The organism is Vibrio sp. C8 (assembly GCF_054051265.1).
In genome coordinates this window covers 40,972-61,346 of record NZ_JBPAOE010000012.1, presented here as the reverse complement: position 1 = coordinate 61,346, position 20,375 = coordinate 40,972, and the positions used below count along the sequence as shown (strand labels likewise).

Genomic DNA, 20,375 nt, shown 5'->3' with positions numbered 1-20,375 from the left:
CTAGAAATGTTAATTTTTAGTTAAGCAACTATGAGTGAGAATCCAGATATTCAAGCACTCTTGTCCCAGCAGATTGTGGTGATTCACCGCTCGTAATCGTCATTTGACGTTTTAGTTCACCTAAACCCAAAAGACTCGCTAACATGCCAGTCGCCCCTCTTTGGTAGCGATCAATTTCAAACCACATTTGCAAAGAGTCCTTGTCGCGATAAGCGACAATTTCCAACTCACGCCAGCGTCCATGAAAAGGCCCGGTGGTCGGAACAAACTCGAACTCTTGCACAAATGGTAACTCAAAGCCTTTTGCAGCTTCACATTCAACCTGACGTAAGCGTAACCCCTGCTCTTCCAGTTCAGAAAAAATGCCATCCATCAGAGGATCTGGCCGAACAGTTAAAATATCTTTATCGGTCGGATCAAGCGCCATCGCAATATCGAGACCAGTCTCCAACCAAACTTTTGCATCGCCAATAGTCACTGGGGTGTTCCAAGGCACATCCATCTCAACATCAAAATCACGCGTCTCGCCCGGCTGAATAGTAAATGAATACGGCAACGACCAATCCGCTAGAACGTGAGTTTGATGAACTTTACGCTTACGCGAACCATGCTGTTTGGACCTGTCTTCCAAGACTTCTTCTACATAGCGACAGCACAATTTTAATTCAATATTATCAATATCCTGCGCACTAGAACCGCCATAAACGTGAACGGTAAATTTCACTGATTGACCGGGATAAAGCACTTCTTGTTGCAGAACGGAATCCACCTTTGCGGAACCTATTCCAAAACTTGCGAGGGTTTTCCTGATAAACGACATACACACCTCCTTCTATCGCTATTCATAGTAAAGCGTATTCCATAGTAAAACGTATGAATAAAAAAACTCAATTACAGCTCTCACACAACCAATTCATTTTTTTAACATATTAACTGGTTAACTATCGACCAATTGAAAACTTGGTGCTAATCTAACTTCGATATGATTTATATCGTTATTCCTAGACAATTTAAGTGGATTGGCGATTGCCAGAAGGAGCCATCCTTCAAACACCTCGGTGCCAGAAGAGCAGCTCATAGTTGCCTAGGTCCATTACATCGGCAATGGATATGCCTGACTGTTAGGTAAATGAATGCGCCCAACAACTGTCAGGTTTTCGCACACAAACCGCAGTGCAATGCGTCGTCGTAGTGGCTTCGTTGCTGCGCCGGTTGCGAAAAAGCTTGCACCTGCAAAAACTCTTGTTGAGACCAATGCACTGACTGCATCGCCAGAAACAAAAGTCGAACAGGCTGCTTAATATAGAAAAGCGCAGAGCTATTTGCTTACAAATAGTAATCTGCGCTTTTTTCTTTTCTACTTTTTCCTACATTTGGTACCTTTAGCTTAAAACCATTAAAAGACTGTGGAGAAAGCTATGAAGTGTCACCGTATTGAAGAGTTACTTGAGTTACTTGAGCCTGAATGGCAAAAAGATTCTGAATGTAACTTGCTCCAGTTCATCGTGAAATTAGCAGGCGAAGCGGGTTACAAAGGTCAGTTGGAAGAACTCACTGACGATGTTCTCATCTATCACCTTAAAATGCGTAACAGCTCAAAAGATGAAGTAATTCCAGGGCTAAAGAAAGATTACGAAGATGATTTTAAAACCGCGCTGCTTCGTGCTCGTGGTGTTATCAAAGATTAAGGCTCCCATCGAACAGAGCGACTTTTATGTCGCTCTTTTTTTGTCATCACCTTTTTAGCGACGAGTTTGTGTTGATAACGGATTTGTATTGAGAACTGAAAAGAAATACGCATTTTGTTGTTAAAGATTGATTGCCTTAAAGAAATAAAAATGTTGATGGCGTTATAATCGCCCACTTATTAAAACAATACTCATCCTTCTCACACTGTGCTGAAGGGGAAAGCAATGTCAGAGAGTGCCGCCACTTTTGAAACGGCACCACAAAGCCCAAAGGAAGATTCCATGAGTCAGGACAAAATAGACATTAAAGATGTGACTCCCAAAGTCTTTAATCCCAAAACCCATAAAGGTCAGGAAGGAGACAGATTTAATCCGAGTAAAGGAATTTACGTTCGAGAAAGTAAAGGGACTTACCAGAAACTGCGTCGCTATGGTGGCTGGTTCTTATTGCTACTTTTTGGATTGGTTCCTTGGTTCTCTTACGGCGATCGCCAAGCTATTCTATTGGATATGGGTAACCAACAGTTCAACTTTTTCGGCACCACACTTTATCCGCAAGATTTAACCTTACTTGCACTCCTGTTTATGATTGCCGCATTTGGACTGTTCTTCCTCACCACATTCTTGGGACGAGTATGGTGTGGCTATCTCTGTCCACAAACTGTATGGACCTTTATGTACATATGGTTTGAAGAAAAGCTTGAGGGCAGCGCCAACAAACGCCGTAAGCAAGATGAAGGCAAAATGACGGCTAAACTGGCGATGCGTAAAACCCTCAAGCATATTGCTTGGTTTGCGATTGCGTTAGTCACGGGTTTCACTTTTGTCGGCTATTTCGTGCCTATTCGCGACCTAGTTATCGACTTTTTCACCCTAAATGCGACGTTTTGGCCAGTGTTTTGGGTACTGTTCTTTGCCATCTGTACTTATGGAAATGCCGGTTGGATGCGTTCAATCATGTGTATTCACATGTGTCCTTATGCTCGTTTCCAATCAGCTATGTTTGATAAAGATACCTTCATTGTTGGCTACAACACCGCTCGCGGAGAACAACGTGGACCCCGTTCCCGCAAAGCCGATCCTAAAGCACTAGGTTTGGGTGACTGTATTGACTGTGACTTGTGTGTTCAGGTGTGCCCTACTGGTATCGATATTCGTGACGGCTTGCAGTATGAGTGTATCAACTGTGGTGCCTGTATCGACGCTTGTGATACTACGATGGAACGTATGGGCTATGAGAAAGGTTTGATTAGCTACACCACTGAGCATCGTTTATCCGGTAAACACACCAAAGTCATGCGTCCAAAACTGATTGGCTATGGCGCGGTACTGCTGATTATGTGCGGTTTGTTTGTTGCTCAAATCGCCGCGGTCGACCCTGCTGGACTAAGCGTGATTCGCGATCGTAACCAGTTATTTAGAACCAACAGCTCAGGTGAAGTAGAAAACACCTACACGCTGAAAGTCATCAACAAGACTCAGCAAACTCAAGACTATAAACTTGATGTCTCTGGCCTCTCGGATGTGACTTGGTATGGTAAACAAACGGTACAGGTGAAACCGGGCGAAGTGGTCAACCTACCAATGAGTTTAGGTGTCAAACCGGATAGCTTAAGTTCTCCTGTTGCGACAATTCAGTTTATACTCAGCGACGATACCAACCAATTCACGATGGAAGTTGAAAGCCGCTTCATTAAGAAGCTGTAAACTTCATCATTATCAAAGGAAAAGGGCTCAGTAATGAGCCCTTTTTAATCAATGACTCAAGCAACGTTTCACTTTGACGCATTAACCCCCGATCTCATGTGGTACGCACTAGAGAGTATCGGTATTCGTGCAGAATCCGGCTTTCTTGCTCTTAATAGCTATGAAAACCGTGTGTATCAGTTTGTGGATGAAGACAAACGACGCTTCGTCGTAAAGTTCTATCGCCCAGAACGCTGGACAGCTGACCAAATTCGCGAAGAACATGAATTTGCACTCGAATTAGCAGAAGCGGAGATCCCGCTAGTCCCACCACTAATGATCAACGGCGCTAACCTTCATCATTATCAAGGCTACGATTTTGCATTGTTCAATAGTGTCGGTGGTCGTCAATTTGAAGTCGATAACGAAGAACAACTGGAATGGGTGGGACGATTTTTAGGACGAATTCATAAAATCGGCACTGAAAAAACTTTCCAACATCGACCAACGGTGAGCTTGGAAGAATACCTATACCAGCCACGAGAGCTGCTACAAAACTCTCAGTGTATTCCAATGCATTTAGAGAACGTGTTCTTTAATGACTTAGACTTGCTGATCAAAAGAATTGAGCAGCAATGGTCAAGTAAACATGTAAACATTCGCCTCCATGGTGATTGTCACCCCGGTAATATTTTATGGCGCGACGGCCCTATGTTTGTCGATCTCGATGACGCTCGTAATGGCCCTGCCGTGCAAGATCTGTGGATGTTACTCAACGGTGAAAGACAAGATAAGCTCGTTCAACTGGATATTTTGCTTGAAGGCTACCAAGAGTTTTGCGATTTTAATGTCTCGGAATTGAAACTAATTGAGCCACTTCGTGGTCTACGAATGGTGCACTACATGGCTTGGTTGGCAAAACGTTGGGATGACCCAGCATTCCCAATCGCCTTTCCTTGGTTCAACGACCCTAAATATTGGGAAAGCCAGGTGCTGTCATTCAAAGAACAAATCTCAGCATTAGACGAGCCAGCGCTCTCACTGATGCCACAATGGTAATTTATTGCCTTTAAAAGGAAAAATGGAGTCCGTAATGAAAAAATTGTTTGCACTGGTTGCAACCCTGATGTTCAGTCTTTCGGCTTATGCAACAGACTTTCAGGAAGGAGTGCACTACAAAGAGCTCGATCTAACACCTTCTTCAAAACCTAGCGTAGTTGAGTATTTCTCGTTTTACTGCCCGCACTGTAATCAGTTTGAACCAATCATTGCTCAGCTTAAAGATAAGCTGCCAGAAGGCGTGAAACTACAAAAGAACCACGTATCTTTCATGGGCGGTAACATGGGTAAATCAATGAGCAAAGCTTACGCGACTATGATTGCACTAGGCGTTGAAGATAAAATGATTCCAGTCATGTTCAACCGTATTCACAACTTGCGTAAGCCACCAAAAGACGATAAAGAGCTTCGTCAGATCTTTACTGATGAAGGTATTGATGGCGGCAAGTTCGACGCTGCATTTAACGGCTTTGCGGTAGATTCTATGGTTCGTCGTTTTGACAAACAGTTCCAAGAAGCTGGCCTAAGCGGTGTTCCTGCCGTTGTGGTCAACAACCACTACTTAGTTCAGGCTCAAGGTATCAAAACATTGGATGAATACTTCGAGTTGGTGAACTTCTTAGTCAACAAGAAATAACACAAACAAAAGGGAGCACAAGCTCCCTTTTTCTTTTTGATTAAGATTTATAAATCTCTTCCAACATCTCGTCTTTATCTTGCCACACGTCCCCCAGCCACTGCTGAAACTGACGTTTGTACGGTTTGTCATTGAAATAATCGCCAGAGACATTCTCATCAACAGGCAATACTCGAATGCGCACGACAACTCTTTTCATACGCCCCATCAACATGTCTCGGAATGGTTTTTCTAAATTGTCTGGATACGCCAGAGTGACATCTATAATGTTTTCAAACTGCTCACCCATCGCCGCTAAGGTATAAGCCATACCACCGGATTTCGGCGGTAGAAGGTGTTGATAGGAAGAACGTACCGCTTGCTGTTTGCGAGAATCAAAACGCGTACCTTCAACATAGTTAACCACTGTGGTCGGATGGAACTTAAACTTCTCACATGAGCGGCGAGTGGTTTGTAAGTCCTGACCACGTTTTTCCGGATGACGAAGCAAATATTCACGGGAATAACGACGCATAAAAGGCATATCAAGCGCCCAACAACCCATTCCAACAAAAGGCACATACAAGAGCTGATACTTTAAGAAAAACTTCGGCATAGGTATACGATCCTTAAATACCGAGCACAGCACTACAATATCCGTCCAGCTCAAATGATTGCTGATTAGCAAGTACCAGCCATCTTTCTTTAAGTCTTCTCCCCCTTCAATATCCCACTGCACAGGATTAGAAAGTGATAGTAACCCTACGTTTACCGTTGCCCATATCCACATCGCTTTATCTGCCATCTGAGTGGCTCGCGCTTTCAGTTTCGGGGTTGGCAGCAGCACTTTAATGACAGCAATTGCACAGATAATCAGAGAGCTTATCGCCGTATTAACGATAACCAATAATGCATTGATAATGAGCAGAAAATAAGACAAGGCAGGGCCTTCAATTCAATGAACAAAAAATAAGCGCACAATTATACAAGTTTGTTCGTTTTTTAAAATATCGTTCAGCAATGGTCAGAGTACTCATAAACAGAACTTATTAATTAGCTCCGACCAATCACCCACCTCTGTTAACCAATCGAGTGAGAAGTAAGTTGTTTGAGTAACCTGTCCATTGCTCGGTAACCTAGAGCTTCCGCAAGATGAGAACGATTTATCTGCTCCTCACCCTGCAAATCAGCAATCGTACGCGCGACTTTGATGATGCGATGGTACGCCCTAACGGATAGCCCCAAACGGTGCAGTGCATTTTCTAGAAACTCCGCATCCGGCTTAGTTAAAGGGCAAACTTGCTCTATCTCTCGGCTCTGCAGCAAGGCATTCACTTTTCCGCTTCGCTCTAACATTTTTTCGCGCGCTTGCAGCACCCGCTCTTTGACAATCGCAGTAGGCTCTCCCCTGTCGCCACCATTAGACAGAGTGCCTTTGGGTAACGCCGGTATCTCTATTGACATATCAAACCTGTCGAGCAATGGGCCTGACAGGCGGCTCAAATAACGCAAGATCACCTGTGGATTAACTCTAGCCCGTTCACCTTCGTGATACCCAGTAGGACTTGGGTTTAAAGCACCCACAAGTTGAAAACGAGCAGGGAAGCGGGTCTTACCTTGCACGCGAGAAATAATGATTTCACCAGATTCCAAAGGTTCACGTAATGAATCTAAGACTTTTCGTTCAAACTCGGGCATCTCGTCGAGAAACAGCAATCCATTGTGAGCGAGAGAAATTTCCCCTGGACGAGGAATCGAACCTCCGCCCACTAACGCCGCCATCGAGCTGGAGTGATGAGGCGAGCGAAACGGTCTTTGCTTCCAGTTGTGAATATTGATCTCTTGCTGAGTGAGGGAAGCGACAGAGGCGGTTTCCATTGCCTCAACGTCAGTCATTGGCGGCAGTAAGTCACACAAGCGCGAAGCCAGCATGGTTTTACCTGTTCCGGGAGGCCCCAAGAACAGCAGGTTATGGTTACCCGCCGCTGCAATTTCTAAAGCTCGTTTTCCCTGTTGTTGCCCGATAATATCTTGCAAGTCTCTTTGAGTGTGTACACTTGGCGCTATACTTGAACTCTCAAACAAGCTCAGTGTTTTCTGCCCACAAAGGTCTGCACACACTTCCAGTAAAGTTTGCGCTGATTTATGTAGCTTTCTGTCTACGAGAGCAGCCTGATCGCCATTCCAATGCGGAACAACCAAGCAACGACTCTTTTTAGACGCCGCTAACGCTGCTGGTAGCACTCCTTTCACGCGACGAAGCTCACCTGACAGAGCAAGTTCACCGATAAATTCGTGTTTATTCAAACTGGTTTGCGAAATTTGGTTCGAAGCCGCCAAGATACCTAACGCAATAGGCAAATCAAACCTTCCTCCTTCCTTGGGAAGATCAGCCGGAGCTAAGTTAACGGTGATTTTTTTTGCAGGAAACACAAACTGAGAATTGATGATGGCACTGCGTACTCTGTCCCTTGATTCCTTCACCGTGGTTTCCGGCAACCCTACTAGCGTGAACCCCGGCATACCGTTACTAATATGAACTTCCACTGTTACTGACGGTGCTTCCACACCTACACTTGCCCGGCTATGAATAATCGCGAGTCCCATTTTTTCCCTTATTCTTTGATTAACAATCACTCAGCAGCCAATCGAGTCTCCAATCAGCTAGAGGCAATTGTTATATATCGTGGCAACACAAAACGAGAATGTGAAAAAAGAATGAGTTTTTGCTTGTCATGTAACGGAGATGTGTGTTACCACTAGAGACGCAAACAATTGCGCATACTATTAAAACGATTTTTTAGAGCAAAGAATGAATTTGAACGCCCGCTTTAACTCTCTGATTACCCTGATTATCGTGGTCATTATTAAGACCGCGCGGGGAATTGCAGGCGTAAAATAATTGCCAAGATTCAAAAAGCCCCCGCACTGAAAAGTCCGGGGGCTTTTTTACAGCCTTTGTGCTGAAACAAAAACAATAAGACTATACCCAAACTACTTGAAGTTGCAGGTAGGCGGCAAGTGAGTGAATCCCCATGAGCATATATAACTATGTGATTGGGGTGAATGAACGCAGACAACACCGCTGCAGCTTCAAGTAGGAAGGGGATAAATAAAAAGCACATACTGATTAATACCTAGTCGGATATGTCAGGAAGAATGGGAGCGCACATGACGTGCAAACACAACACAACAAACAATCACAGCGATTCAAATCGCAATAACGGAGGCATACGATGACGGGAGCGCAACTAGTCGTAGCCGCTTTAAAACAGCAGGGTATCAAGACCGTTTTTGGTTATCCGGGTGGCGCTATCATGCCCATCTATGATGCTTTGTATGATGGCGGAGTAGAACACATACTGTGTCGCCACGAACAAGGTGCTGCAATGGCTGCCATCGGTATGGCCAGAGCAACTCAAGACGTAGCAGTATGTATGGCAACATCAGGCCCTGGAGCCACTAACCTTGTAACCGGCCTTGCCGATGCCTTTCTAGATTCCGTTCCACTCGTTGCTATCACAGGTCAGGTCGCCAGCTCTCACATTGGTACTGACGCTTTCCAAGAAATGGATGTGATAGGTATGTCCCTCTCCTGTACCAAGCACAGCTACCTCGTTACCGATATTAATGAACTGGCTCCAACGCTTGCAGAAGCATTTGAAGTTGCTAAAACTGGCCGCCCAGGTCCTGTTATCGTTGATATCGCTAAAGATGTGCAACTTGGTCAAGCACCGGTGACATCACTACCAAGTTTTACTCCACCAGCAATCCCTCAAGTTGACCCTCAGCAGCTAGTGAAAGCTCAACAGTTGATGACTGAAAGCAAACGTCCTGTTTTGTATGTTGGCGGAGGAGTTCAACTGGCTCATGCGACCGACTGCGTGCGCAACTTCTTACGTTTGAACCCAATGCCTTCAGTGAGCACACTGAAAGGTTTGGGAACCATCGAGCGCCACGACCCACACTACCTTGGTATGTTGGGTATGCACGGTACCAAAGCCGCTAACCTAGTCGTTCAGGAAAGCGATTTATTGATCGTTGTGGGTGCTCGTTTTGATGACCGTGTAACCGGAAAGCTGGATACCTTTGCTCCACACGCAAAAGTCATTCACATTGATATTGATGCAGCAGAATTCAACAAACTACGTAAAGCGAATGCTGCACTGCGTGGTGACATCAACAGTATCTTGCCTCAGTTAGAACTGAGCCACGACATTGCTCCTTGGGTTCACCACAGTGAAAGCTTGCGCAGTGGCTTTAAATGGCGCTATGACCATCCGGGCGATCTTATTTATGCACCACTGCTATTGAAGCAACTGTCTGACATGATGCCCGATAGCTCGATTGTCTCTACCGACGTAGGCCAACACCAAATGTGGGCCGCACAGCATATCCAACCGCGTATGCCACAAAACTTCATCTCGTCAGCGGGTTTAGGCACGATGGGCTTTGGTTTACCTGCTGCAATGGGCGCAGCTGTCGCTCGTCCAGAAGACCAATCGATTCTGGTATCTGGAGACGGTTCATTCATGATGAACGTCCAAGAACTTGGCACTCTGAAACGCCGTAAAATTCCAGTGAAGATGGTTCTATTGAACAACCAACGCTTAGGTATGGTTCGTCAGTGGCAATCACTATTCTTCGATGGTCGCCACAGTGAAACTATCCTAGATGACAACCCAGATTTCGTCATGCTGGCAAAGGCATTCGATATTCCGGGCAAAACCATCACTAAGAAAGAAGAAGTTGAACCCGCATTAAAAGAGATGCTTGAAAGCAAAACCGCTTATCTGCTTCATGTCTTAATTGATGAAGAAGAAAACGTATGGCCGCTGGTACCACCGGGCGCATCCAACAATGACATGCTAGAGAACACTTAAGAGAGGCTCACCATGCAAAGATATCTGTTAGACATCAAAGCAGACGATAAACCAGTACTACTTGAGCGTGTTCTGCGTGTTATTCGCCACCGCGGTTTTATCATTAGACAAGTAGCGGCAACTCAAAACCATGAAAGCAAGGTTGCAAGTGTAGAGATTATTGTCGACAGCGACAGACCAATCACAACTTTGACCAACCAGATTGAAAAATTATGGGATGTTCGCACTGTTGATGTGACCAACATCAGAAACGACGAGCTGCCAAATAACAATTTACAACAACAAATTTGCGCTTAAAGCATTAGTTCTTAAAGCCACTAATTTATAAAGAAATAAGGTAAGGAAACACAACATGCCTAAATACCGTTCGGCCACCACAACACATGGACGCAATATGGCTGGAGCACGCGCACTATGGCGTGCCACTGGCGTCAAAGAAGAAGATTTCGGTAAACCGATTATCGCTGTCGTCAACTCATTCACTCAGTTCGTTCCGGGTCACGTTCACCTAAAAGATTTAGGTCAGCTAGTTGCCGCAGAAATTGAAGCCGCAGGCGGCATCGCAAAAGAATTCAATACCATCGCGGTTGATGATGGTATCGCAATGGGCCACGGCGGTATGCTTTACTCATTGCCATCTCGTGAACTTATCGCAGACTCAGTAGAGTACATGGTGAATGCACACTGTGCAGATGCAATGGTGTGTATTTCTAACTGTGACAAAATCACTCCGGGGATGCTAATGGCGTCAATGCGCCTGAATATTCCGGTGATCTTTGTTTCTGGTGGTCCAATGGAAGCGGGTAAAACCAAGCTCTCTGACCAAATCATCAAGCTAGATCTTGTTGATGCCATGATGCAAGGTGCTGACCCTAAAGTCTCTGACGCGCAAAGTGAGCAGATAGAACGCTCTGCATGTCCAACTTGTGGTTCATGTTCTGGCATGTTCACTGCAAACTCTATGAACTGTCTGACAGAAGCACTCGGCCTTTCTCAACCGGGTAACGGCTCTATGCTGGCAACACATGCTGACCGTAAAGAGCTGTTTATCAATGCTGGCCGTCGTATCGTTGAACTGACAAAACGTTACTATGAGCAAGATGATGTAACCGCACTGCCACGCAATATCGCAAACAAAAATGCGTTCGAAAACGCAATGGCGTTAGATATCGCAATGGGTGGTTCAACCAATACGGTTCTTCACTTGCTTGCTGCGGCTCAAGAAGGCGAAGTGGATTTCGATATGACTGATATCGACCGCATGTCTCGCTTAATTCCACATCTGTGTAAAGTGGCACCATCAACTCAGAAATATCACATGGAAGACGTACACCGCGCTGGTGGTGTAATGGGTATTTTGGGTGAACTCAACCGTGCAGGCTTGCTACATAGTAAAACCAACACGGTGCTAGGTTTAACGATGGAAGAGCAGCTTAGCCAATACGATGTGATGCAAACCAGCTCGGACGCGGTAAAAGACTTTTTCCGCGCAGGCCCTGCAGGTATCCGTACCACTAAAGCCTTTTCTCAAAACTGCCGTTGGGACACGCTGGATGTTGACCGTAAAGAAGGTTGTATCCGTGAGAAACAATACGCTTTCAGTCAAGATGGTGGCCTAGCTGTACTTAGCGGTAACATCGCATTGGATGGCTGTATCGTTAAAACTGCAGGTGTGGATGAAAGTATCCTCAAGTTCGAAGGCCCAGCAGTGGTATTTGAAAGCCAAGAAGATGCGGTTGAAGGCATTCTTGGCGGTAAAGTGAAATCTGGTGACGTAGTCGTTATCCGTTACGAAGGCCCTAAAGGTGGTCCGGGCATGCAAGAGATGCTTTACCCAACCACTTACCTAAAATCTATGGGTCTAGGAAAAGAGTGTGCACTATTAACTGATGGTCGCTTCTCTGGCGGTACTTCTGGTCTGTCGATTGGTCACGTTTCTCCTGAAGCGGCGAATGGTGGCACGATTGGTCTAGTGAAAGCGGGCGACACTATCTCTATCGATATTCCAAACCGTACTATTTCTCTACAAGTATCAGAGCAGGAGCTTGCTGAGCGCCGTGCTGAACAAGAGAAGCTAGGTTGGAAACCGGTTGATCGTCAACGTGAAGTTTCTTTTGCACTAAAAGCTTATGCCAGCATGGCAACCAGTGCTGACAAAGGTGCGGTGCGAGATAAATCTAAGCTAGAGGGCTAGATTTATGACCTTAACCCAACAAACTGGCGCAGATTATCTGCGCCAAGTCCTTCGCGCTCCTGTCTATGAGGTGGCAAATGTCACGCCACTTCAAGATATGCCTCGTCTGTCTGTTCGTATCAGCAACCAAGTGCAGATCAAGCGTGAAGACCGCCAGCCAGTGCACTCGTTTAAATTGCGTGGTGCTTACAACATGGTGGCGAACCTGACCGAAGAGCAGAAAGCAGCCGGTGTTATTGCAGCCTCTGCGGGCAACCATGCTCAAGGTATGGCGTTGTCAGGGACTAAGCTCGGTATTAAAACCACCATCGTTATGCCTCGCACCACACCAGATATCAAAGTTGAAGCGGTTCGCGGTTTTGGTGGTAACGTTATTCTTCACGGCAGCAACTTTGACGAAGCGAAAGCAGAAGCTGAACGTCTGTCGGTAGAAAACGGCTATACCTTTGTGCCACCTTTTGACCACCCACTGGTCATTGCTGGTCAAGGCACTATTGGTATGGAGATGCTGCAGCAAAACGGCCATCTCGATTACATTTTTGTCCCAGTTGGCGGCGGCGGTTTAGCGGCGGGTGTCGCGGTACTGGTTAAGCAGTTGATGCCGGAAATCAAAGTCATTGCGGTAGAACCTGAAGATTCCGCGTGTTTAAAAGCAGCCCTAGATGCAGGTGAACCTGTGGTACTTGACCAAGTCAGCATGTTTGCCGACGGTGTTGCAGTAAAACGCATCGGCGATGAAACCTTCCGCCTATGTCAGCAATATCTGGACGGTCATATCACGGTATCGAGTGATGAAATCTGCGCTGCAGTAAAAGATATCTTTGAAGATACTCGTGCAATTGCCGAGCCTTCAGGCGCTTTAGCTCTGGCTGGATTGAAAAAATTCGCTGAGAAGAACCAACTAAAAGATAAGAAACTGGCAACCGTGCTATCGGGTGCGAACACCAACTTCCACGGTCTACGTTACGTTTCTGAGCGCTGTGAACTGGGTGAAAAACGCGAAGGCTTACTTGCAGTCACTATTCCAGAGCAGAAAGGTGCGTTCTTTAAGTTCTGCCAAATCATTGGTAACCGTGCAGTAACAGAGTTCAACTACCGTTATAGCGATGACGAGCTGGCCAATATCTTTGTTGGTGTTCGCCTAGCCGGTGGTCAGGAAGAGCTACAATCCATCATCAAAGAGCTACGCGCTTCTGGTTACCCAGTGCAGGATCTCTCGGACGATGAAATGGCGAAACTGCACACCCGTTATATGATTGGTGGCAAGCCGTCTAAACCATTGAAAGAGCGTTTATACAGCTTCGAATTTCCAGAATATCCGGGTGCACTGCTTAAGTTCTTAAGCACCCTTGGTACTCACTGGAACATCAGTCTGTTCAACTACCGTAACCACGGTGCTGACTATGGTCGCGTACTGTGTGGCTTTGAGCTTGAACAATCTGATTTAGAACGTTTCTCTGCTCATCTGGTTGAGCTGGGCTATCGCTGTAAAGATGAAACCGACAACCCGTCTTATCGCTTCTTCTTAGCGAAATAGCAACTTCAGTACAAAAGCCATCGAAAGTCGATGGCTTTTCTTTTTTCTGCTTGTTTTGGCTTTGCCGCAAAAGAAAAGCTCCCACCAATGGCAGGAGCTTTAATGATACTTAGATTTCTAAGTCTTACTTTTTCAGATCAAAACGGTCTGCGTTCATTACTTTGGTCCAAGCTGCGATGAAGTCTTTTACGAACCTCTCTTGGTTGTCATCTTGAGCATACACTTCTGCGTATGAGCGCAAGATAGAGTTTGAACCAAACACTAGGTCAGCACGAGTTGCCGTGAACTTAGCTTCGCCTGTTTTACGGTCACAGATGTCGTAAGAGTTGCGACCCGTTGGTTTCCAAGTAAATGCCATGTCGGTTAGGTTCACGAAGAAATCGTTAGTCAAAGTACCAACGCGGTCGGTAAACACACCGTGTTTGCTGCAACCATGATTAGTACCTAGCACACGCATACCACCGATAAGCACAGTCATCTCTGGTGCAGTCAAACCAAGCAATTGAGCACGATCTAGCAACATCTCTTCAGGTGTCACTGTGTAGTGTTTCTTCTGCCAGTTACGGAAACCGTCGGCTACAGGCTCAAGTACATCAAATGATTCTGCATCGGTTTGTTCTGCTGTTGCATCACCACGACCCGCGGCAAATGGTACTTTAAAGTCGTAACCGGCTGCTTTCACCGCTTTCTCGATACCGACGTTACCTGCAAGTACAATAGTATCTGCAATGCTAATTGCGAACTCTTGTGCAATCTTGGTCAGTTCAGAAAGCACTCGAGTTAGACGCTCTGGTTCGTTACCTTCCCAAGCATTTTGTGGCGCAAGGCGAATACGAGCACCGTTCGCACCACCACGTAGGTCTGAATTGCGGAAAGTACGGGCGCTATCCCATGCTGTTGAAACTAACTCAGAAACGGTTAGGTCAGTTGCGGCAATTTTCGCTTTAACTGCATCAACATCGTAACCCGTCACGCCTGCTGGAATTGGGTCTTGCCAAATCAAGTCTTCTGCAGGTACATCTGGACCAACATAGTTTGTTTTCGGACCTAAATCGCGGTGAGTAAGTTTGAACCAAGCACGCGCAAACACTTCGTTAAAGTACGCTGGATCTTGATGGAAACGCTCAGAAATCTTACGGTATTCTGGGTCAACTTTCAGCGCCATGTCCGCATCAGTCATCATTGGGTTGTAACGGATTGATGGATCTTCCACGTCTACCGGTTTATCTGCTTCAGCGATGTCTACTGGCTCATATTGCCATGCACCTGCTGGGCTCTTAGTTAGCTTCCACTCATGCTCTAGCAGCATCTTGAAGAAACCGTTGTCCCACAGTGTTGGGTGAGTTGTCCAAGCACCTTCGATACCACTGGTCACTGTATCGCGACCGATACCACGAGATTTGTGGTTGTTCCAGCCCAGACCTTGCTCTTCAACGTCAGCACCTTCTGGATCTGGACCTAGGTTTTCAGCTTTACCGTTACCGTGCGCTTTACCTACTGTATGACCACCAGCCGTTAGCGCTACAGTTTCTTCGTCGTTCATCGCCATGCGAGCAAATGTCACACGCATGTCAGCCGCAGTTTTTAGTGGGTCAGGATTACCATCCACACCTTCTGGGTTTACGTAGATTAAACCCATCATTACTGCTGCTAGAGGATTTTCTAGATCACGCTCACCTGAGTAACGGCTACCTTCGCCACCACTCTTCGCTAACCAATCTTTTTCAGAGCCCCAGTAAATGTCTTTTTCTGGATGCCAGATATCTTCACGGCCGAACGCAAAACCAAAGGTTTTTAGACCCATTGATTCATAAGCGATGTTACCAGCAAGAATCATCAAGTCAGCCCAGCTGATTTTGTTACCGTATTTTCTTTTTATTGGCCATAGTAGGCGACGCGCTTTATCTAAGTTCGCGTTATCTGGCCATGAGTTGAGAGGAGCAAAGCGCTGGTTACCGGTAGAAGCACCACCACGACCATCCGCAGTACGGTAGCTACCTGCTGAGTGCCAAGCCATACGAATCATCAAACCGCCGTAGTGACCCCAGTCTGCTGGCCACCACTCTTGGCTGTCTGTCATTAATGCTGTTAGGTCTTTTTTCAAAGCTTCTACATCAAGCTTTTTGAGTTCTTCTCGGTAATTGAAATCTTCACCAAGTGGGTTGGTTTTCTTATCGTGTTGATGAAGGATGTCCAAATTTAGAGCATTAGGCCACCAGGCCATTACCGAAGATCCCGTTGATGTCATGCCGCCATGCATCACTGGGCACTTTCCTGCTGAGTTGTTATCTTTCTTATCCATTGAGCATGCTCCTTTCAAAGCGAAGTTCTGTCTGTCGTTCTTACACCCAAACCCATTCTCTAGACGCTAATTGTTCTCTATTTCGAAATAGGTTTATGTCTGTTTGTTATTTCAACAATGAGTATATGAGTAGCCTGAAATATGATCACATTCTTTAAACCGATTTAATCAATAAGAGAAATCTATTAAACAATTCCAAACATAAAGAATAGTTGTTAATGGTAGTTAAACTATTTGAACGGAAATAAATTCAGTCAGCACAAAGTAAAAATCAAACATCCCCTTGTCTCATCGACCAAAAAGCTTGGTCTATACTCTGTTTTTACAAAAATACTATTTACAAAGACTATGACTAAAACGCATAGATCTAATGCTAAAGTTTCATTTAATTCATTAGCCTATCAGCGCTAGACTGTCCTTAATAACCCGATAACCCTTGTGGAGAAACAAAATGTTTCAAGCTCTGACTCTAAACCAAGAAGAAAAACAAACTATTGCGACTATTGAACAGCTTGATGAATCACAACTTCCGGAAGGTGATGTGCTTGTTGCTGTTGATTACTCCTCACTGAACTATAAAGATGGCCTTGCCATTACAGGTAAAGGAAAAATTATCCGCAACTTCCCTATGGTTCCGGGTATTGATCTCGCAGGTAAAATCATCAGCTCTGAAGACTCTCGCTATAAAGAAGGCGATGCTGTTGTTCTTACTGGCTGGGGTGTGGGTGAGAATCACTGGGGCGGCATGGCAGAAAAAGCTCGCCTTAAAGCAGATTGGTTAGTTCCTCTTCCTCAAGGTTTTTCAGCAAAACAAGCCATGATGATAGGTACTGCTGGCTTTACCGCAATGTTATGTGTTCAAGCTCTTGTTGATGCTGGAGTAAAACCAGAAAGTGGACCAATTTTGGTGACGGGTGCAAGCGGTGGTGTTGGTTCTGTTGCTGTCACTCTTCTGGCTCAATTGGGCTATAAAGTTGCTGCTGTTACAGGTCGTGTTGAAACTAACGGTCCATTGCTTGAAAAATTAGGCGCTAGCCAAATTATCGACCGCAGTGAGTTTGAAGAACCAGCACGCCCACTAGAAAAGCAAGTTTGGGCGGGTGCCGTTGATACTGTGGGCAGTAAAGTTTTAGCGAAAGTGTTAGCGCAAATGGATTACAACAGTGCTGTTGCTGCATGTGGACTTGCAGGTGGCTTTGACCTTCCAACCACAGTGATGCCATTTATTCTACGTAATGTACGTCTGCAAGGCGTTGATTCAGTAAGCTGCCCACTAGAAAAACGTGTTGCTGCATGGGAAAAATTGGCTGAGCTACTACCAGCGAGTTATTTCGAACAAGCTTGTACAGAAATCACGCTTGAGCAAGCACCACAATACGCTGAAAACATCACCAATGGTCAAGTCACTGGCCGTGTTGTTATTAAACTATAATCGTTTGAAAGATAAGGCTCTCCGGAGCCTTATCTTTTTACTCTAACCCCATATCTTCCACACGCTTCGCAATCAGCTTTCCACACTCTTCTTTAACAATGCTTCTCAGCCACTCTTGTGCTGGCGAATGTTCGCACCTCGGATGCCAAATCATTGAGTAGTCAAAAGGAGTGAACTGAAATGGCAGTGGCTTAACAACTAAGTCATAGCGCTCTGCAACCAGATAAGCTAAATCTGCCGGTACAGTCATAATCAGAGGCATCATATCAATAATGGCTAGTGCGGCTTCTAAATGATAGGCGCGCAACACCATATGACGAGGAGAGCAACCTTCAAGAGCCTGATCTATCAGCGCTTTGACTCCATCACTAATCGCTATCATGGCATGGGGATACTGCAGATAATCTTGCAAACTCATAGTACTGTTCGCTAACGGATGTTGTTTAGATAACAAACATAACACCCCCACCCTTCCCAGAATCTCGTGACGCAGCGGTTCTATAGAACGAATAGGACGGCAAATAGCGAGATCAGCACCATCATAAGTAAGCTGATCCATCAGTCGTTCATGCTGAAGAGGCAAAAACTCAAAGGAGACATTCGGCGCTTCTTTATATATCCGAGGCAGAGCGAATGGCAAAATGGTTTGCATAGCATAGTCGGTAGTTGCGATCGTAAAGGTATGATCACAAGAGGTTGGATTAAAATCCAAAGGAGAAAGCACCTGACGCAGCGATTCTAGGGGTTCCCCTAACGCTAAATTAATTGCTAAAGCCCTCTCTGTCGGAATAAGGCTTTGACCTTGGCGGGTAAACAACGGGTCAGCTAATAAGCTACGCAACCGTCCTAACACTCGACTCATTGCAGACTGACTTAAATTCAGGCGTTCAGCAGCTCGACTTACACTGCGCTCTTCCACCAGAACTCGCAAAGCAATAAGTAGGTTTAAATCCCGACGATAAACATCTTCTAATTCCACAATAACACTCTGGTTTATAACGATACTCTGAGTGTAACCAATAAATAAAAAAAATCCCGCCTTTCAGCGGGGAAGCCCAAGAAAACTGGGGATAGTGTCGGAATATCGTAGAGCATAGTATGACAATTAATGTTTCTGTTCTTCAGATGAGCCTTGCCACAGGTGCATCTCAAGCCAGAGACCACTGATTGAGGCAATCACGCCAAGTAGTGGCATGAGTGATGGTTCAGCAGGTGTCTTCATAACTAATGAGCAGAAAGAGATAAAACACAGAACCGAATAGATGGTCAGTCTATCTAACGCTGTTAACATACAACCTCCAGCTCACTTGTTACCAACTTGTTAATTAAATTAAACCAAATTGTTTCATTTGCCAAGAGTTTATTGAATAATTTTTCCCCAACAGTATTATCAACGCCCTAAATGTGACATCCGTTAGGTTTGCTATGAGTATCAATCCAGAAATCACCGATAACATCAGTGTCAATAAAGTATTGGAAGCTGAAGGATTACGCTGCCCTGAGCCTGTAATGATGGTCAGAAAGACAATTCGTACTATGCAGGATGGTGAAGTGCTGCTGGTAAAAGCGGATGACCCGTCAACCACTCGGGATATCCCAAGTTTCTGTCGCTTTATGGACCACCAGTTGTTGTCATCAAAAACAGACGAACTGCCTTACCTGTATCTGATTAAAAAAGGTTTGGAATAAACGCGAGAATGGAAACAAACAAAGGCTGCCATAACACATTCATCTTTATGAATGAATGTCGTGGCAGCCTTTTGCTTAATCTTGATTTTCTACAGAGCGTAACTCCGCTTGCAGTTTGTTGACCTGTTTTTGTAACGCCCGAATTTCGTTATGCAGTGGAATGATGTGAGATACCCGAATCCAAGACTCAACGCTTAAACCCGCCATAATGATTGCTCCCGCAACCATGGGTAGCCACATTTCCGTTAACGACATTCCAAGTAACGTTAAACCAAAGCCAAACGTAAACAAATAAGCCTGACTCTTAACGCTCATCCCCATGTATCGTGACAACATAAACGAGCCCTCTTTTTTAGAAAACCATCGCCTATTACATTAGCATGACAAGAGTGACACAAATATGTCAGCCCGCGCATTATTGATTGTTATTTAAACAATATTTGCAACCAAAAATGACAGACTGACTGGTGTTACTTATAAGAACGCTGTGCCCGCAGCTAAGGCCAAGAACAGCAGTGCGGTGACTTTTCGAATCATAGCTAAAGGAAGTTTGTCTGCAGACAATTTACCAATCAGAACAACTGGAACGTTGGCTAGCAGCATACCAATGGTCGTACCCAGCACCACCATGGTTAACGCGTCTGCGAATTGAGCTCCAAGAATAGAAGTCGCAATCTGAGTTTTGTCACCAATTTCAGCGACAAAGAACGCGATAAAACTTGCAATAAAAGGCCCGCGATTTGAGATCTCCTCGTCATCATCCAATTTATCTGGAATCAACACCCAGCCAGCCATGGCTAAGAAACTGACCACCACTACCCATTTCAGGATTTCCGGAGATAAATAATCGGCAACTACAACACCTAACCAAGCAGCTAATGCGTGGTTCACAACGGTTGCAAGGAAAATAGCAGCAATGATAGGTACCGGTTTACGGTAACGGCTGGCTAACAGAAGAGATAGTAATTGGGTTTTGTCACCAATTTCGGCTAAGGCGACAGTTGTAATTGAAATAGCTAAAACGCTCACGACCTACTCATTAGGGTAGGGATTATTATATAAACCATAGACAAACCCCACGCCCTACCCAAGTTCGCGGTGTTTGTCTAAGGTCTTGCTAAACTCGAAGGGCTTCGAGTCTCGGACGCCATGGTGATTTTGCACCAATTATGTTGACGAACGAATCGGTACTGTTTGCTACAGCGCCCGATAAGCTACTCCCCAAAGACAGGCCGAATTCTATACAGCATCGTTATTAATCTCAACCCTAAATTCACCATGCACTTCCA

Annotated in this window: 19 protein-coding genes; 11 read left to right on the top strand and 8 right to left on the bottom strand. The window is 45.3% G+C overall.

All coding sequences use genetic code 11. The features are described 5' to 3' along the window. Window positions 1–28 precede the first annotated feature (28 nt). Entirely contained in the window at window positions 29–820 is a 792-nt protein-coding gene (locus ACRQQK_RS09370; protein WP_457511141.1) for a sporulation protein, read from the bottom strand. Window positions 821–1,133: 313 nt separating this feature from the next. Between ACRQQK_RS09370 and ACRQQK_RS09365 the strand changes: the two genes are divergently transcribed. From ACRQQK_RS09365 to ACRQQK_RS09345, 5 genes are all read left to right on the top strand, one after another. Next, window positions 1,134–1,301, top strand: a complete 168-nt coding sequence (locus tag ACRQQK_RS09365; protein WP_102955528.1) for a hypothetical protein — start codon at window positions 1,134–1,136, stop codon at window positions 1,299–1,301. Between the two features lie 117 nt (window positions 1,302–1,418). Further along, a complete protein-coding gene (locus ACRQQK_RS09360) occupies window positions 1,419–1,688 on the top strand; it encodes a YihD family protein (RefSeq protein WP_102964100.1) in 270 nt (89 codons plus the stop codon). A 282-nt stretch (window positions 1,689–1,970) separates the two neighbouring features. Then, window positions 1,971–3,395, top strand: a complete 1,425-nt coding sequence (gene ccoG, locus ACRQQK_RS09355; RefSeq protein ID WP_457511160.1) for a cytochrome c oxidase accessory protein CcoG — start codon at window positions 1,971–1,973, stop codon at window positions 3,393–3,395. Window positions 3,396–3,446: 51 nt separating this feature from the next. Further along, window positions 3,447–4,433 (top strand): serine/threonine protein kinase, encoded by a 987-nt coding sequence (locus tag ACRQQK_RS09350; protein ID WP_457511140.1) that lies wholly within the window; start codon window positions 3,447–3,449, stop codon window positions 4,431–4,433. A gap of 34 nt (window positions 4,434–4,467) precedes the next feature. Beyond that, window positions 4,468–5,070 (top strand): thiol:disulfide interchange protein DsbA/DsbL, encoded by a 603-nt coding sequence (locus ACRQQK_RS09345; protein ID WP_457511139.1) that lies wholly within the window; start codon window positions 4,468–4,470, stop codon window positions 5,068–5,070. 40 nt (window positions 5,071–5,110) lie between these two features. Here the strand turns inward: ACRQQK_RS09345 and ACRQQK_RS09340 are convergent, their stop codons facing one another. Then, on the bottom strand, window positions 5,111–5,989 hold the full coding sequence (locus tag ACRQQK_RS09340) for an acyltransferase (protein ID WP_457511138.1): 879 nt from the start codon (window positions 5,987–5,989) through the stop codon (window positions 5,111–5,113). A gap of 140 nt (window positions 5,990–6,129) precedes the next feature. Continuing rightward, window positions 6,130–7,656, bottom strand: coding sequence for a YifB family Mg chelatase-like AAA ATPase (locus tag ACRQQK_RS09335; protein WP_457511137.1), 1,527 nt, complete (start codon window positions 7,654–7,656; stop codon window positions 6,130–6,132). Window positions 7,657–8,285: 629 nt separating this feature from the next. Here ACRQQK_RS09335 and ilvG point away from each other — a divergent pair. Genes ilvG through ilvA form a run of 4 tightly spaced genes read left to right on the top strand, consistent with a single transcriptional unit; the run spans window position 8,286 to window position 13,663 of the window. Continuing rightward, window positions 8,286–9,932 carry an acetolactate synthase 2 catalytic subunit gene (gene ilvG, locus ACRQQK_RS09330; protein ID WP_042489459.1) on the top strand — a complete coding sequence of 549 codons (1,647 nt, stop codon included), beginning with the start codon at window positions 8,286–8,288 and terminating at the stop codon, window positions 9,930–9,932. A 12-nt stretch (window positions 9,933–9,944) separates the two neighbouring features. Next, window positions 9,945–10,229 (top strand): acetolactate synthase 2 small subunit, encoded by a 285-nt coding sequence (gene ilvM, locus ACRQQK_RS09325; protein WP_042489461.1) that lies wholly within the window; start codon window positions 9,945–9,947, stop codon window positions 10,227–10,229. Between the two features lie 55 nt (window positions 10,230–10,284). Further along, window positions 10,285–12,126 carry a dihydroxy-acid dehydratase gene (gene ilvD, locus ACRQQK_RS09320; RefSeq protein WP_457511136.1) on the top strand — a complete coding sequence of 614 codons (1,842 nt, stop codon included), beginning with the start codon at window positions 10,285–10,287 and terminating at the stop codon, window positions 12,124–12,126. A 4-nt stretch (window positions 12,127–12,130) separates the two neighbouring features. Beyond that, window positions 12,131–13,663: a threonine ammonia-lyase, biosynthetic gene (ilvA, locus tag ACRQQK_RS09315; RefSeq protein ID WP_457511135.1), complete on the top strand. Its 1,533-nt coding sequence runs from the start codon at window positions 12,131–12,133 to the stop codon at window positions 13,661–13,663. 124 nt (window positions 13,664–13,787) lie between these two features. Here ilvA and katG read toward each other — a convergent pair whose 3' ends face one another. Next, window positions 13,788–15,965 carry a catalase/peroxidase HPI gene (gene katG / locus ACRQQK_RS09310; RefSeq protein WP_457511134.1) on the bottom strand — a complete coding sequence of 726 codons (2,178 nt, stop codon included), beginning with the start codon at window positions 15,963–15,965 and terminating at the stop codon, window positions 13,788–13,790. A 451-nt stretch (window positions 15,966–16,416) separates the two neighbouring features. On the opposite strand from katG, the gene acuI reads away from it, so the two are divergent. Then, a complete protein-coding gene (acuI, locus tag ACRQQK_RS09305; RefSeq protein WP_102964078.1) occupies window positions 16,417–17,397 on the top strand; it encodes an acrylyl-CoA reductase (NADPH) in 981 nt (326 codons plus the stop codon). Window positions 17,398–17,434: 37 nt separating this feature from the next. On the opposite strand, the gene ACRQQK_RS09300 is transcribed toward acuI, so the two are convergent. Then, window positions 17,435–18,376 carry a LysR family transcriptional regulator gene (locus ACRQQK_RS09300; RefSeq protein WP_102969037.1) on the bottom strand — a complete coding sequence of 314 codons (942 nt, stop codon included), beginning with the start codon at window positions 18,374–18,376 and terminating at the stop codon, window positions 17,435–17,437. Window positions 18,377–18,502: 126 nt separating this feature from the next. Continuing rightward, entirely contained in the window at window positions 18,503–18,688 is a 186-nt protein-coding gene (locus tag ACRQQK_RS09295) for a hypothetical protein (RefSeq protein ID WP_102969038.1), read from the bottom strand. Window positions 18,689–18,822: 134 nt separating this feature from the next. Between ACRQQK_RS09295 and tusA the strand changes: the two genes are divergently transcribed. After that, window positions 18,823–19,086: a sulfurtransferase TusA gene (gene tusA / locus ACRQQK_RS09290; RefSeq protein WP_102969039.1), complete on the top strand. Its 264-nt coding sequence runs from the start codon at window positions 18,823–18,825 to the stop codon at window positions 19,084–19,086. 75 nt (window positions 19,087–19,161) lie between these two features. Here tusA and ACRQQK_RS09285 read toward each other — a convergent pair whose 3' ends face one another. Both ACRQQK_RS09285 and ACRQQK_RS09280 read right to left on the bottom strand, forming a co-directional pair. Next, window positions 19,162–19,422: a hypothetical protein gene (locus tag ACRQQK_RS09285; protein ID WP_102969040.1), complete on the bottom strand. Its 261-nt coding sequence runs from the start codon at window positions 19,420–19,422 to the stop codon at window positions 19,162–19,164. 138 nt (window positions 19,423–19,560) lie between these two features. Then, window positions 19,561–20,115, bottom strand: a complete 555-nt coding sequence (locus ACRQQK_RS09280; RefSeq protein ID WP_042489488.1) for a TMEM165/GDT1 family protein — start codon at window positions 20,113–20,115, stop codon at window positions 19,561–19,563. Window positions 20,116–20,375 lie beyond the last annotated feature (260 nt).

Bases quoted from the DNA above. Each gene is read 5' to 3' on its own strand.
- ACRQQK_RS09370 (WP_457511141.1), bottom strand. From the start codon at position 820: ATGTCGTTTATCAGGAAAACCCTCGCAAGTTTTGGAATAGGTTCCGCA.
- ACRQQK_RS09365 (WP_102955528.1), top strand. From the start codon at position 1,134: ATGCGCCCAACAACTGTCAGGTTTTCGCACACAAACCGCAGTGCAATG.
- ACRQQK_RS09360 (WP_102964100.1), top strand. From the start codon at position 1,419: ATGAAGTGTCACCGTATTGAAGAGTTACTTGAGTTACTTGAGCCTGAA.
- ccoG (WP_457511160.1), top strand. From the start codon at position 1,971: ATGAGTCAGGACAAAATAGACATTAAAGATGTGACTCCCAAAGTCTTT.
- ACRQQK_RS09350 (WP_457511140.1), top strand. From the start codon at position 3,447: ATGACTCAAGCAACGTTTCACTTTGACGCATTAACCCCCGATCTCATG.
- ACRQQK_RS09345 (WP_457511139.1), top strand. From the start codon at position 4,468: ATGAAAAAATTGTTTGCACTGGTTGCAACCCTGATGTTCAGTCTTTCG.
- ACRQQK_RS09335 (WP_457511137.1), bottom strand. From the start codon at position 7,656: ATGGGACTCGCGATTATTCATAGCCGGGCAAGTGTAGGTGTGGAAGCA.
- ilvG (WP_042489459.1), top strand. From the start codon at position 8,286: ATGACGGGAGCGCAACTAGTCGTAGCCGCTTTAAAACAGCAGGGTATC.
- ilvM (WP_042489461.1), top strand. From the start codon at position 9,945: ATGCAAAGATATCTGTTAGACATCAAAGCAGACGATAAACCAGTACTA.
- ilvD (WP_457511136.1), top strand. From the start codon at position 10,285: ATGCCTAAATACCGTTCGGCCACCACAACACATGGACGCAATATGGCT.
- ilvA (WP_457511135.1), top strand. From the start codon at position 12,131: ATGACCTTAACCCAACAAACTGGCGCAGATTATCTGCGCCAAGTCCTT.
- katG (WP_457511134.1), bottom strand. From the start codon at position 15,965: ATGGATAAGAAAGATAACAACTCAGCAGGAAAGTGCCCAGTGATGCAT.
- acuI (WP_102964078.1), top strand. From the start codon at position 16,417: ATGTTTCAAGCTCTGACTCTAAACCAAGAAGAAAAACAAACTATTGCG.
- ACRQQK_RS09295 (WP_102969038.1), bottom strand. From the start codon at position 18,688: ATGTTAACAGCGTTAGATAGACTGACCATCTATTCGGTTCTGTGTTTT.
- tusA (WP_102969039.1), top strand. From the start codon at position 18,823: ATGAGTATCAATCCAGAAATCACCGATAACATCAGTGTCAATAAAGTA.
- ACRQQK_RS09285 (WP_102969040.1), bottom strand. From the start codon at position 19,422: ATGTTGTCACGATACATGGGGATGAGCGTTAAGAGTCAGGCTTATTTG.